Annotated in this window: 14 protein-coding genes; 7 read left to right on the plus strand and 7 right to left on the minus strand. The window is 60.4% G+C overall.

The genetic code is table 11. The features are described 5' to 3' along the window. Nucleotides 1-995: 995 nt before the first annotated feature. The 3 genes from Q0687_RS02840 to Q0687_RS02850 form a co-directional block, all read right to left on the minus strand. Nucleotides 996-1,223, minus strand: a complete 228-nt coding sequence (locus Q0687_RS02840) for a hypothetical protein (protein WP_298871983.1) — start codon at nt 1,221-1,223, stop codon at nt 996-998. Nucleotides 1,224-1,277: 54 nt separating this feature from the next. Beyond that, a complete protein-coding gene (locus tag Q0687_RS02845) occupies nt 1,278-1,457 on the minus strand; it encodes a hypothetical protein (RefSeq protein ID WP_298871986.1) in 180 nt (59 codons plus the stop codon). A gap of 151 nt (nt 1,458-1,608) precedes the next feature. Next, entirely contained in the window at nt 1,609-2,115 is a 507-nt protein-coding gene (locus Q0687_RS02850) for a hypothetical protein (protein ID WP_298871988.1), read from the minus strand. A 257-nt stretch (nt 2,116-2,372) separates the two neighbouring features. On the opposite strand from Q0687_RS02850, the gene Q0687_RS02855 reads away from it, so the two are divergent. Together Q0687_RS02855 and Q0687_RS02860 are read left to right on the plus strand one after the other, a co-directional pair. Beyond that, a complete protein-coding gene (locus tag Q0687_RS02855; protein ID WP_298871991.1) occupies nt 2,373-3,638 on the plus strand; it encodes an NHLP bacteriocin system secretion protein in 1,266 nt (421 codons plus the stop codon). Then, nucleotides 3,631-5,796 (plus strand): NHLP family bacteriocin export ABC transporter peptidase/permease/ATPase subunit, encoded by a 2,166-nt coding sequence (locus Q0687_RS02860; RefSeq protein ID WP_298871993.1) that lies wholly within the window; start codon nt 3,631-3,633, stop codon nt 5,794-5,796. The genes Q0687_RS02855 and Q0687_RS02860 overlap by 8 nt, the downstream gene beginning before the upstream one ends. 68 nt (nt 5,797-5,864) lie before the next feature. Here the strand turns inward: Q0687_RS02860 and Q0687_RS02865 are convergent, their stop codons facing one another. Then, nucleotides 5,865-5,987, minus strand: coding sequence for a hypothetical protein (locus Q0687_RS02865; protein ID WP_298871996.1), 123 nt, complete (start codon nt 5,985-5,987; stop codon nt 5,865-5,867). A gap of 558 nt (nt 5,988-6,545) precedes the next feature. Here Q0687_RS02865 and Q0687_RS02870 point away from each other — a divergent pair. The 4 genes from Q0687_RS02870 (at nt 6,546) to Q0687_RS02885 (ending at nt 10,098) form a co-directional block, all read left to right on the plus strand. Beyond that, on the plus strand, nt 6,546-8,681 hold the full coding sequence (locus Q0687_RS02870; protein ID WP_298871999.1) for an NHLP bacteriocin export ABC transporter permease/ATPase subunit: 2,136 nt from the start codon (nt 6,546-6,548) through the stop codon (nt 8,679-8,681). Between the two features lie 263 nt (nt 8,682-8,944). Further along, on the plus strand, nt 8,945-9,124 hold the full coding sequence (locus Q0687_RS02875; protein ID WP_298871986.1) for a hypothetical protein: 180 nt from the start codon (nt 8,945-8,947) through the stop codon (nt 9,122-9,124). A 54-nt stretch (nt 9,125-9,178) separates the two neighbouring features. After that, nucleotides 9,179-9,406 carry a hypothetical protein gene (locus Q0687_RS02880; protein WP_298872002.1) on the plus strand — a complete coding sequence of 76 codons (228 nt, stop codon included), beginning with the start codon at nt 9,179-9,181 and terminating at the stop codon, nt 9,404-9,406. Nucleotides 9,407-9,792: 386 nt separating this feature from the next. After that, nucleotides 9,793-10,098, plus strand: a complete 306-nt coding sequence (locus tag Q0687_RS02885) for a hypothetical protein (protein ID WP_298872004.1) — start codon at nt 9,793-9,795, stop codon at nt 10,096-10,098. A 234-nt stretch (nt 10,099-10,332) separates the two neighbouring features. Here the strand turns inward: Q0687_RS02885 and Q0687_RS02890 are convergent, their stop codons facing one another. After that, nucleotides 10,333-10,503 (minus strand): hypothetical protein, encoded by a 171-nt coding sequence (locus Q0687_RS02890; protein WP_298872006.1) that lies wholly within the window; start codon nt 10,501-10,503, stop codon nt 10,333-10,335. A gap of 197 nt (nt 10,504-10,700) precedes the next feature. Continuing rightward, nucleotides 10,701-10,877, minus strand: a complete 177-nt coding sequence (locus Q0687_RS02895) for a hypothetical protein (protein WP_298872009.1) — start codon at nt 10,875-10,877, stop codon at nt 10,701-10,703. 650 nt (nt 10,878-11,527) lie between these two features. On the opposite strand from Q0687_RS02895, the gene Q0687_RS02900 reads away from it, so the two are divergent. Beyond that, nucleotides 11,528-11,803, plus strand: coding sequence for a hypothetical protein (locus Q0687_RS02900; protein ID WP_298872012.1), 276 nt, complete (start codon nt 11,528-11,530; stop codon nt 11,801-11,803). Between the two features lie 55 nt (nt 11,804-11,858). Here the strand turns inward: Q0687_RS02900 and Q0687_RS02905 are convergent, their stop codons facing one another. After that, complete coding sequence (locus tag Q0687_RS02905; protein WP_298872086.1) at nt 11,859-12,596, minus strand: metallophosphoesterase family protein; 738 nt, start codon at nt 12,594-12,596, stop codon at nt 11,859-11,861. Nucleotides 12,597-12,719 lie beyond the last annotated feature (123 nt).

The following is a 12,719-nucleotide window of genomic DNA, read 5'->3' on the forward strand; positions in this document are numbered from 1 at the left end:
CGCTCACCGCCAATTCGACGAAATCTTCTTGCGACGCGCGGCCGGACCATACATCGGGTCAAAGACTACCCTCGGCAGCCGCATGCCATTGGTCGGGTCATCTCTCGGAAGCGGACATCGCCGCGCCAGGGGTGGAGGTCAGCCACGGGCCACCACTGCGACTTCAACCATGTTTCTTAGCTGGTCGGGTCTACTACTTTCGCTAATCTTGTCGAACGTGGCTCCGCGTGTACGATAGGCGGCGTTCAATCACGGGTGATTCATGAAGCTTCTACGGCTCGCTTCCGCAATAGCTTTGATCGCAATACCCTTGACGTCTGTCGCCTCGGCATCAACTCCAGAAGGCCGGGCTTGCGTAAGCCGCATTACACACGGCAAATACACCATGGACGACTGGGAAGCGCGTCGTGTGGTCGGTTATGGGCCGGAGATCCGCGCCTGCCTCGCGGGTGTAAAGGCCATGTACGAAAAGAAACGCGCGGCAGGCCACTAAGAAGCGTCTGCGCCCTCTCGGCACTGATCAACACTGCGAAGCGCTACAGCAGGTCAGGCAAAGGGAAGGCATATCGGATGTTTGTCGCATGTGCCCCTAAACTGCAGTTGTTCGCCGGCCGTCGCTGGTGACGCTTCCTTCTTGTCCGCTTCGGGTGATGTCGGCAAAACGGATTCAGCGTGCACATCGAAGCAGAAATTGTGGGTGCCGGAGCCGAGCGACTATCGCTCGCGCGGCCACTGCGTCGAGGACGAAACGCGATGAACGTTGTTCGTCTCCTCTGCGGAGGATTAGCCCTCAGTTCGAGTTGTAGCAAGGAGAGGTTGTAGCAACTGCAAAACGATAGATAGAATCTTTTCGTGGTTAGTTGCTTTTGCTCAGGTCCTTCAGCGTCTTGGCGACCTGGCGGTAGTTTCCGGCAGACTTAACCTTCGCTTTGGAAATGAAAGAAGCCGCCAACTGAGGCCGCTCCAATTCGCGAGGTCGCTCGAGAAAGCCGAGCTCAGAAGGGCGGCTGCCCCGGCCCGGAGCCCGGACCGAACGGGCCGCGCTGGTTGCCCGGGCCTTGCAGGCCGCCGAAGATGAGGCCGCCGACCCACTCGACCGCGTCCTTGATGGCGCCGCCGATGGCGCGGAAGGCGTCTCCGAGCCAGTTGCCGCCGACGACAGCTTCGAGTTCTGCATCGTTCAGTTCGATGATTTCCGATTTTGCATGTGTTGGGTTCAGCATGTTGGTCGCTCCTGTTCAAATGATGGATGTGATGAGTTGTTGAATGCTTGGTTCTCAGCGGAGGAAGATGCCACCCTGCAGCCAGGGGTTCGGCCCCATGGGCTGATGGGTCGTGATCTTCCCATCCACAATCCACGGGCCGATGCAGCCTCCGTCATTGATGAAGCCGCCGCACACAGAGCTCAATTCGCGCTCGTCCAGTTCTTTACGATCTCGGTTGCTACGCTCGGTCATTTCTGTCTCCCGCTGTTGTAGAGGGCCATCCCCTCTCATCTCGTGCCAGCAGAAGTACCGCAGCCCGTGCGGTTAGACCGTGAGACGGGTCACAGAGGTGCTATTGAGCCGGCTTTTGGGGGGTAGCGCCCGCCCGGCGGGTGCACCCAGGTCACAGCCGGGAGCGAATGGAACTCAAAATCCCGGTCGTCGCATCAACGACCTGGAGAGCCTGCTGGGATTTCGCTGACGCGACAGCCGATCTGGTGCATTGATCGGGAAGTTGCGCAATCTTCTTACGCTGGCTGGAAAGAATATTGATCGACTGCTCAACGGCAAACTTGACCACGTCGCGCGTGGGGTCATTTTCGCTGACGTTCGTCAGCTCCTTCTCGATCGTGATCAGATATTCGTAACTGGATAGCTCTTGGGAAATCTCGACAAGATTTTGCATAGTGGCTTTGACGCAATCTGCGTCTACAGCAGGAATGTCGGTCCGTTTAGTGGTTTGGACGAGGTCCGCCATCAGGCCGGCAAACATGGGCCTGAGATCTTCGACGCGCTTCAAGTCGGCGGGGCTGAGGACACCGGCCACGCACATCTTCGTTGCGACCAGCAATCCCAGGCATTGCCACGCCAGTCGGCTGGCAACCACGCGGACTGCGCCGGCACGTTTCACCCTGTCCGCTTGCCATCTCATTCAGACGCCCGAATTTCTCTGCGTCAACAATCCCATTGCCCTCAAGGGAGACAATAGCGCTGTACAATGGAACCCTCAATCGTCTTGTTTCCACAGGCCTCGCATGGGGCGCCGGGAACGCAACCGTTGTAGGAAAATCCGCTCCTAGCTATCATTGGCGCCTGCTCCGGCCTTTCCAGGCCCTCTTTGACGAACTGAAAGTGATTGCGTCGAGATCGTTTGCGAGGATTTGAAGCGTGACCGACGGTCCCGAACATATTTTTCGCGCCAGCGCGTTGCAACGCGCCGCATCTCCGGACGAACTCGATCATCTCGTCGCGATCACCAAGCCGGCCGATTGGATCCTGGCCGTCGTCTTGACGGTCGCGCTGATTGCGGCGCTTGTCTGGGGGATCTACGGCAGGATTCCTTCGCGCGTGTCAGGACAAGGAATTCTAGTCGGCAGCGGTCGCGTTGTCGATGCCGTCTCTGCCGCGGAAGGACGGCTCGCTTCGCTCAGTATTTCCGTCGGCGACCATGTCGAGCGCGGTCAGATTATCGCCCAGATCTCGCAGACCGACATCGAGCAAAAATACGCAAACGCTGCCGAAGCCTACAAAGAGCGCCAGCGTGAGCATGATGACATGGCCGAGAAAGTGAGATCGGAGCTCGCAGTCAAGGCCTCCAATCTCGAGAAGCTCGAAGCAGCCTTCAACAAGGTCATCGAGGCAACCGGGCAGCGCGTTCAGTCCCTGGACATCGACGTGAAGAATCTCGAGCAGCTGATGGTCAAGGGTTTGACCACACGAAAGACGCTGGAGGATCGCCGTCTCGAGTTGACCGAGGCGCAGCAACGGCGAACGGACTCGCAAAACGAGATTCTCAAACTGCATGCGCAGCAGACCGATCTCGAAACCCAGCGCGAGCACGAATTGCAGCAGGCCGAATTCGCGGCCAACAATTCGCGTCGCGAGATGCAGGCCCTCGCCGGGACCCTGGGACGTAATTCGCAGGTTATCAGCCCGATCACGGGTCGCGTGCTGGAGATCAAGACATCGACCGGTTCGGTGCTCGCCGTCGGCACCCCGGTCGTCCTGATCGAAGACGAGGGCGCGAAGCTCGAGGCGGTCATCTATATCTCCGCCGAGCAAGGCAAGAGCGTCAAGCCAGGCTCTCAGGTGCGCATCGCGCCCAGCACCGTCAAGCGCGAGGAGTTCGGCATGATGATCGGGATGGTCTCCAGCGTTTCGGAGTTTCCCGTGACTCCGCAGGGAATGACCGCGGTGCTTCACAACGACCAATTGGTCAAGGTGTTCTCCCACGACGGCGCGCCCTATGCAGTCACCGTATCTCTGGAGCGGGACGACTCGACGACGAGCGGTTATCGATGGGCCGTCGGAAAAGGACCTCCGGTTCACCTGACGAGCGGCACGCTGGCTCAGGCCGAGATCACCACCCGAAACCGGCGTCCGCTGGATCTCGTTGTTCCTCTCATCAGGAAGCTGACCGGGATCGATGGATAGGTCTGTCAAGCCTAGTCGAGGAGTCAAGAAGACACCCACCGTCCTGCAGATGGAGGCGGCGGAATGCGGCGCAGCCTGTCTCGCCATGGTGCTGGCGCATTATGGCCGGTGGGTGCCGCTCGAGCAGTTGCGGGTCGAATGCGGCGTGTCGCGCGATGGCAGCAAGGCCAGCAACGTCGTCAGGGCCGCGCGGCGCTTCGGCCTGTCCGCCAAGGGATTCCGGCAGGAAATTTCGACGCTGAGCGCGACGCCGACGCCCTGCATCATCCACTGGAACTTCAACCATTTCGTTGTTCTCGACGGGATCGATGGAAAGTTCGCCTACATCAACGACCCTGCCTTTGGGCGCAGGCGAATTGGCCTTGACGAGCTGGACAGGAGCTTTACCGGCGTCGTGCTCACCATGGAGCCGACGGCGGCGTTCGTCGCGCAAGGGAGCAAGCCCGGCGGACTGCGCCTGTTGGTTCGCGAGGTGCGCGGGTCAAAGGCGGCCGTGGGCTTGCTTGTCCTGCTCAGCTTCATCATGGTTCTTCCGGGCCTGGTCGCCGCGAGCTTCTCGAAAATCTTCATCGACGATATCCTGATCCAACATCTAGACGGGTGGTTGCGTCCGCTCCTGGTCGGCATGGCCGTCACCGCTCTGATCCGTACGACGCTGACGCTCGTCCAACAGTCGCTGCTGCTGCGGCTGCAGACCAAGCTCTCGGTGGTGATGATCAGCCGGTTTCTCTGGCGGGTGATGGCGTTGCCGATGGAGTTCTTCACTCAGCGCCATGCCGGCGATATCGCAACGCGCGTTGCGGCTAACGAGCAGATCGCGCGGCTGCTTGCGGGCGGCATTGCGGCCAACGTGCTCAACCTCACCTCCGTCGTGTTCTTTGCGTTCGCAATGGTGGTCTACGATCCGTGGCTTGCCGCGATCTGCGTCGCCCTGTCGATGCTCAATGTTCTGTCCTTGCGCCTGTCGCACCGGCGTCGGGAGGACCTCAGCCGTGGGCTCTCGCAAGAGCGCGGCAAGTCGTTAGGGGCGGTGGTCAGCATCGTCAGGACCATCGAGACGATCAAGGCAAGCGGTCTCGAGGACGAGGCTTTCGGGCAATGGTCCGGTGTCCACGCCAAGCTTCTCAATGCCGAGCGCGACCTCGCCTTGTCGTCAATCTTGCTCGATATGATCCCGACCCTGATCTCCGGCCTGAGCATGACGGCGATACTGATCCTCGGAGGCCTGCGGGTGATCGAGGGGTCGCTGACGCTCGGCAGCCTCGTCGCCTTCCAGTCGCTGATGGCAAGCTTCTCGGAGCCGGTCGCAACGCTGGTCAATCAGGCGAGCGCCCTTCAATTGATCCGGGGCGCCCTCGATCGCCTTGAGGACGTCTACAACTATCCGCTCGGCGACAAGCCGAAGCTCAGCGGATCCGAAGGGCGCTTCCCGGCAAAGCTTGCCGGACGCATCGAACTCCGGAATGTACAGTTCGGCTATTCACTGCTTGAGCCGCCTCTCATCTCCGAGCTTTCGATCAACATCAGTCCGGGATCGCGCGTGGCAATTGTTGGCACGTCCGGAAGCGGTAAATCGACCCTGGGACGCCTGATTTGCGGACTCAACAAGCCTTGGGCAGGAGAGATCCTGATCGATGGGGCTCCGCTTGCGGAGGTTCCATCCGAAATCCTCGCCAATTCCATCGCCTACGTGGATCAGGACATCTTCCTGTTCGAAGGAACGGTGCGCGACAATCTCACGCTATGGGACCGGACTACGCCGGACACCGATCTCACCAGGGCGCTGAAAGACGGAGAGATCCAGGACGACATCGCCATCAGAGCCGGCAATTACGATTCCTATGTGAGCGAGGGTGGAACGAATTTCAGCGGTGGGCAGCGACAGCGCATTGAGATCGCGCGCGCCCTCGTCGGCCGTCCCTCCGTTGTCGTTCTCGACGAAGCCACGGCTGCGCTCGATCCGGTCACGGAAAAGGCAATCGACGAAAATTTGCGCCGCACCGGCTGTACCTGCATCATCATCGCACATCGTCTGAGCACGATCCGGGATTGCGATGAGATCGTCGTGTTGAAGCAGGGCAAGATCGTGGAGCGCGGGACGCACGAAAGCCTGCTGGGCCAGCATGGCGAATATGCAAGGCTGGTGTCCCAGGAATGACCGCTCCGGCTGAAAACATTGTGTCCGGCGCGAGCCTATTCAGATCGGCGACGCTTCCGATCGACATGTCACTCGATGGTCGCAAACCCATTTTGCTCGATCACCATGGCTACGCGTTTGAGGTCGTTGCCGGTCATCTCGATATCTTCGCGGTCGATACCGAGGAGGGCGAATGCGGGCGCAGACGCCATCTGTTTCGGATCGAAAGCGGCGACGTCGTCGCCGATCTCCCGGAGATCACTGTCCCAGCCGGAGGCGGCGCACGCTTCATTGCGGTGGGGACGGAAGGCACGCGGGCATCTGCGCGGTCCAGGTCCGATGTGACACCGGCCCAGGTCACACGCTGGATCGAACGGCTCGCGCGCTTCGTCGCGGGGCCCACACCTCCGTGGCAAATGCCTGAGCTGCCGGAGGGCAAGGCCGAACTTTCACCGAACCAAGGCGGCCGCGGCCCCATGCGTGGCGTGCTGTGGCTGACTGCGGAGCGCGGCGACATCAGCCTAATGGGCGTTTCCGCTCCATACGCCGCCGGAAGCCAGCCTCTGCCCCTCACGTCAGGCTTGTGGGTCGAGGCGGGCCCGGAAGGCTGCGACCTGGTTGCAACCGGCGCAGTGCCGACCGCGATCTGGCCGGCCGTCGATCAGTTTCACCAGAGTTTCATTGCCTGCGTCGAGCGCATTCTGGTCCACGGCAGGCAAAGCGAGAGCGAGCGGCTGATGAGCCGCAATGCCCTTGCGGCGTCGCAGTCCATGGAAGCCTTCGATCGTCTCTCCGGCATCATCGTGCGGCGTTTCGATCATGACGCGGTCGATGCATCGTATTCCGATCGGCTGGCGGGCGCTTGCCAACTCGTCGGAAGCGCGATGCGTACACCGATCACGCTCTCCGGTCGCCTCGATGGCAGCGGGCAGGAATTCGCCGGGCTGACGCAGATCGCGCTGAATTCTCGGCTGCGGCTCCGGCAGGTCGTGCTCCGGTCGGGCTGGTGGAGAACCGACGCAGGCCCGCTGGTCGGCTGGTTCGGCGAGAAGCGCGAGCCGGTCGCCCTGATCTACGAGCCGCGCCGTGGCTACGTCATGATCGATCCGCAAACCAAGGCGCGCTGGCCGGTCAGTCGCACCGTGGCGGCACAGATCGCTCCGGACGCGGCGATGTTGTATCCGCCACTGCCGTCAAGCTCGCTGAAGTTCAGGGACCTTCTGCAATTTGCGCTGCGCTATGCGCGTGGCAGCGGGCTGCGCATCGCCCTGGTGGTCGTGGTGATCGGGCTTCTGTCTCTGGTGACGCCCTTCGTCACCAATCTGCTGATCAGTTCGATCATCCCGAGATCCGAGCTCGACCAGCTCGTCTTCTGTGGCCTCGCGTTGGGCCTGACAGCCCTTGCGGTAGTTGGCGTCCAGGTCATGCAAGGCCTTGTCATGCTCCGCATGGAAGCCCTGATCGACTTGCGATTGCAGTCGGCGATGATCGATCGCATGCTGAGGCTGCCCACCGCGGTGTTCCGGAAATTCACGACAGGCGAGCTAGTCGACCGCGCAATGGGTATCGACGCCGCACGTCGTGCCCTGACGGGTCACGCGCTCCGAGGCATCATAGCCGGCCTTTTCTGCATCTTCAGCTTCGGCTTGATGATCTACTACAGTCCAAAGCTGGCGCTGCTCGCGATTGGGCTGACATTCGTCAGGGCGGCCGCCATCATCTCGACCAACCTGCTGCGGCTCTATTTCGAGAACAAGCACTTCAACCAGCAGGGCAAGGTCAGCGGATTCGTCCTCCAATTGCTGACGGGTGTGGGCAAATTGCGGGTATCGGGGGCGACCGGGCGCGCCCTCGGGATCTGGTCGAAGCAGTTCGCGACGCAAAAGCAGTATTTCGTGTCGTCACAGCTCGCTAGCAACGGCCTTGGCGCGTTCGAGACGGCATTTCCGACCATCGCAACGCTGATCATCTTTGCCTACGCGTCCTATTCGAACAGCAATCTTCTCACGGACCTCGGCAGATTCTTCGCCTTCTTTTCCGCCTTCGGGCAATCGATGGGGGCCGTCGGCTCCTGGGCCGGTGGCGTCAGTGAAGCGCTGATTGCGATACCGCCACTGCTCCGGTTGCGTCCTCTCATCGCAAGCCCAACGGAGATTTCGGACGACAGAAAGGCGCCGGGAGAGCTGTCTGGATCGATCGAGCTGGCCCGCGTTTCGTTCCGCTATCTGTCTAGCGGCCCTCTGGTGCTCGACAATGTCTCCTTGAAGATCGCGCCGGGCGAATACGTCGCGGTCGTCGGGCCCTCCGGCGGCGGCAAGTCGTCCTTGTTCCGGCTGCTGCTGGGATTCGAGTGGCCGGAATCGGGCGCGGTGTTCTACGATGGAAAATCAATCGACACGCTGGATGTAAGTGCTGTGCGGCGCCAGCTCGGCGTCGTGTTGCAGAGCGCTCGGCTCGCGAATGGGAACATTTACGAAAACATTTGCGGGGGACTTCGGCTTTCGCTCGACCAGGTGTGGGACGCCGCCCGACTTGCGGGAATTGAAGACGACCTCAAGGCAATGCCAATGGGTATGCTGACCCAGATATCCGAGGGCGTGAGCACCCTTTCCGGGGGGCAGCGGCAGCGCATCATGATCGCGCGCGCCATCGCGCGACGTCCGCGCGTCTTGCTGTTCGATGAGGCGACGAGCTCGCTCGACAATCGATCCCAGGCCATCGTGAGTGATGCATTGGAAAATTTGAACGTCACCCGGATCGTCATTGCTCACAGGCTGAGCACCGTCAAGAACGCGGATCGGATCATCGTGCTTGTTGACGGCAAGATCGTCGAAGCGGGGACGTTCGAGGAATTGACCGCCGCAGCGGGGGTTTTTGCAGCGTTTGCGCAGCGGCAGATGCTTTGATCGGCCGCAAACCCTCCGGTCCTTCAAACCAAGAAGCAGGTCAAACCAGCGTTTAGGGCTCGAAACCTAATTCAAGCTTGTTCTTTCGAGCTTCTAGGATGCTGGCAGTCTGTCGGAACCCACTGCGAAATCGGGCTTCTTTTGCGCAAAAAGCCAGTCGCTCGCCTTTGTGATCCGTCTCACGGTGTAACCGCACGGGCTGCGGTACTCCTGCGTCCACGAGATGAGAGGGGATGGACCCTCCACAACAGCGGGAGACAGAAATGACCGAGCGTAGCAACCGAGATCGCAAAGAACTGGACGAGCGCGAATTGAGCTCTGTGTGCGGCGGCTTCATCAATGACGGAGGCTGCATCGGCCCGTGGATTGTGGATGGGAAGATCACGACCCATCAGCCCATGGGGCCGAACCCCTGGCTGCAGGGTGGCATCTTCCTCCGCTGAGAACCAAGCATTCAACAACTCATCACATCCATCATTTGAACAGGAGCGACCAACATGCTGAACCCAACACATGCAAAATCGGAAATCATCGAACTGAACGATGCAGAACTCGAAGCTGTCGTCGGCGGCAACTGGCTCGGAGACGCCTTCCGCGCCATCGGCGGCGCCATCAAGGACGCCGTCTTGTGGGTTGGCGGTTTCATCGCTGGCGGCCTGCAAGGCCCGGGCAACCTTCGCGGCCCGTTCGGCCCGGGCTCGGGGCCGGGGCAGCCGCCGTTCTGAGCTCGGCTTCCCAGACGCAGCTCGCAATTGGAGGCCGTCCCAGTATCGGCGGCCTCTTCAATCGGCTCCAACTTACGTCCGTATCCCTGGAGGAGGCTATGTTCAACTGCACGAAGCTTTGGGCGGGCCTGCTTGGATTAGCAGCGCTCACGCTCGTCAGCACCGGCGCTTTGCCGACATCGGCATTTGCCGCCAAACAAGGCGACTTGGTGAACGCATGCAAACGAATGGGCAAAGACTGCTCGCTGGGAGCCGACTCGCCTGGATATGCGACCGGATGCACCAGCAAGGCTTGCTTCGAATGCTTCAACGGAAAGTGCAAACGGATTCCGTAGGGCTCCAACAAGTCGTTTTTCGATGCAGGTTTGATAGACAAGGAGACTTACATGTCCATCGTCAGGTGCGTTGCTCGGTCGAGTGTGCTCGTCATGTTCATCTTGTCATTGGCCACCGCGGCCGATGCCGGCGGCAGGGGACAAATTGGCACGAACGGTACGTTTGGGCCCAACGGCTCGAACAATGTCGTCGTGCGCGACCACCGCGGCGATGCTCCTCCGGGCGAGATCTCGGTCTATCCCGCGTGCACCAGTTCATCCTGCCGGCAAGGCGGCCTCGAGGGATGGCCAGCCCAGCAACAGAACCACCAAACCGGAGGTGGTGGCCAGGTGAACGACCATCGAACCGGTCATTAGCAAAGCGCGCTGCGTCTAGATGAGGCGACGTGAGACTGCCAGATGGTCCATTCGGTCGACGGATATCGTCGCCCAAGCTGCGGTGCCGGATGTCCGCTCAAGTCTCAACACAGGCGGACAACCGGACATTTCACAAGGTCGCGCAATGGCCAATGGCGAAGTTGTTCAAAGACCAGCCAACCAGAAAGCGCCCGCAGAGAACACGCCGCGCCATTTGGTCCATCGCCGGTACGCTTACTGTCCTTGGGTCAGCTGCTGCAAAATCTGTTGAAACATTTGAGCAGGGTCGCTCCTTGCTTCGTCTTTCCTGCACACTCCCTCGAGTGCGCCCTTGATGCCGCCGCTCACGCGGTCGAGTTCGCGTTCACTCAGAACCTCGCTCTGCGTATTGATTGCGTTAGTCATGATGTGCTCCTTGACCTGGCGCGTTCATTCGACGCCGATGTGACTACGCCTAGCATTGCCGCTCTCGTCAGGTATGTGACGGGCGTCACGAACCTCTGCTTTGACTGGGGCTGCATCACAAACAGAACCGCCGCGCGGTTGCCCGGCGCGGCGGTTCATGGATCGGTGTGTTTCGTCAGTTGCGGTGGCGGCGCACGTCAGCGCACGTACCAGTAACCCCACCAGCGCTGTGAGACCGGGCGGGCGGCCGCCTTCATGCCCGCGACCTCTTCGATCGGGCGGAGCTGCGGGCCATAGATCGCGGGCGGGTAGACGTCATCCCAAAATACGAGACCGGTTTGGACGTAAGCCGCGTGGGCCGCTCGATGGTGCATCGGGGCAAGCTCCAACTCCGCGGCGGAAGCCACGGGTGCGGTCAAAGCGATGAGGAGTGCAGAGAGGGCAATCGATGGAATAACGGCTCGGAAGCTCATTGGATTGAATCCCTATGAAATGAGGCACGGAATAATGCGATGGCTTCCAAAAGGTTGCAAGGGCGTCAGGCGGCAGAAAATGCTTGGACGAGCTGTCCCGGGCGCAACGCTGTCGGGCTCAGCCGGTTCGAAGCGCTGAGCCACGCCAGAAATGGCGCGACCGTGAAAGAGACGAGGACAGATGCTTGGTTTGGATTTTTGGATCGAGCCCGCTGCCGCGCACCCGGGCTCGCGCGTGAACAATCTTTGCGCGCCGGGAATCATGATGTCGACACACTACTCACTCTTGATGCAGGACCGACTCCTTCAAGGACGCCTTCAATGGTTTCTGCCTCTGTCTCTGCATCGCTGTTCTGCTCCGGGCTCGCCCTGGGATACGCATTGCGCGCCTGGCGTGTCCGACGGAAGTTGGCAAACTGTTTCCCCTCCGTCTTACGCTCATCGGCGAGTCCTGCTCCGACCTCAGCTTTCGGACATGCGCGACGGGCCTTCTAGGTTCCGTCGGGTCATGCGGCAGACGTGCTTCGCATCAATTCAAAGGGGACAACGACATGAGTGAGCCAAAGAAGGATGCTCCGCGGCGCTACATCATGGACGGTGCCGGCCAACGCGTTCTGGTCGGTCTGACGATTTCCGAGACGATCGAGTTCGAGAGTCTGGAGAGTGGGGAAGCCCGCCCGGGCGCTGAACTCCTTGCCAATGAGTCCGGTATCCGTCAGCACAAGCCTAACGAGCGTTGGCTCGAACTCTATGTCAAACACGAGCGGGCCTGGAGCAATTGGATGGCCGAGACCCGTGCTCGGCTGACGCCTCATCTGCTCAACTAATCCGTCTGTCTGCTTCGCGTTCGTCGAGGATCCATTGGATCCTTGCCCGCGCCTGTCACACCGCCAGCATTCTGCTTCCCTGGATGCTCATCAAGGTAAGATTGCCCGTGGCATAGGCGCCCGTATCGATGTTGACACGGTTCGCCTGAAATTCGGCGCTGCGGACCGGCGTGTGGCCATGGACGATATATTTCCCGAACTGTTGGTCGCTTCGCAGGAACTCGTCGCGAATCCAGAGCAAATCGCGTTCGGTCTGCTCTGCGAGGGGGACGCCCGGACGGACGCCGGCGTGAACGAAGAAGAAGTCCCCGCAAGTAAAGCTCAATCGCAAATTGTCCAGGAACTCCAGATGCTCGGTCGGCATGGCGCGAATTAAGTCGCGCAAGATCGTCGCCGGTTCGTCTCGCTTCAGATCTGGCGGCGCAAGTCCGTAGGACATCAATGTCTGGGCTCCGCCGACGCCGATCCAATCCTCGAATAACGAGGGGTCTTCGAAGATTCTCACCAGAAATGCCTCGTGATTCCCCTTGAGGAAAACCGCGTTTCCCCGACGGCTGCGTTCGACCAGGATATCGAGGGTCGCACGCGTGTCCGGTCCACGATCGATATAGTCGCCCATGAATATCTCGATGGCATAGCGTGGCCTGCGGTGGGCGACGTCGGCGTCGATCACGCGCAACATGGGCCGAAGCAGATGAGCGCAGCCGTGAATATCCGATATCGCGTAGATGCGAACACCGTCCGGCAATTGCGGCTTGAAAATCGGCAAGGGTGGTCTGGCACCAGATATCATGGCGCGCTTTCGGTCGCGAGGTCGACAGACGCCGGCACCAGAGAATTCCAATCGAACGGGAGCATTATCGGCGTGCTTCTCAAGCTTGATCTTGCCAAAAGGAAGGCACGGCAATTCTTGCCC

This window comes from uncultured Bradyrhizobium sp., assembly GCF_936928535.1.
GTDB lineage: Bacteria > Pseudomonadota > Alphaproteobacteria > Rhizobiales > Xanthobacteraceae > Bradyrhizobium.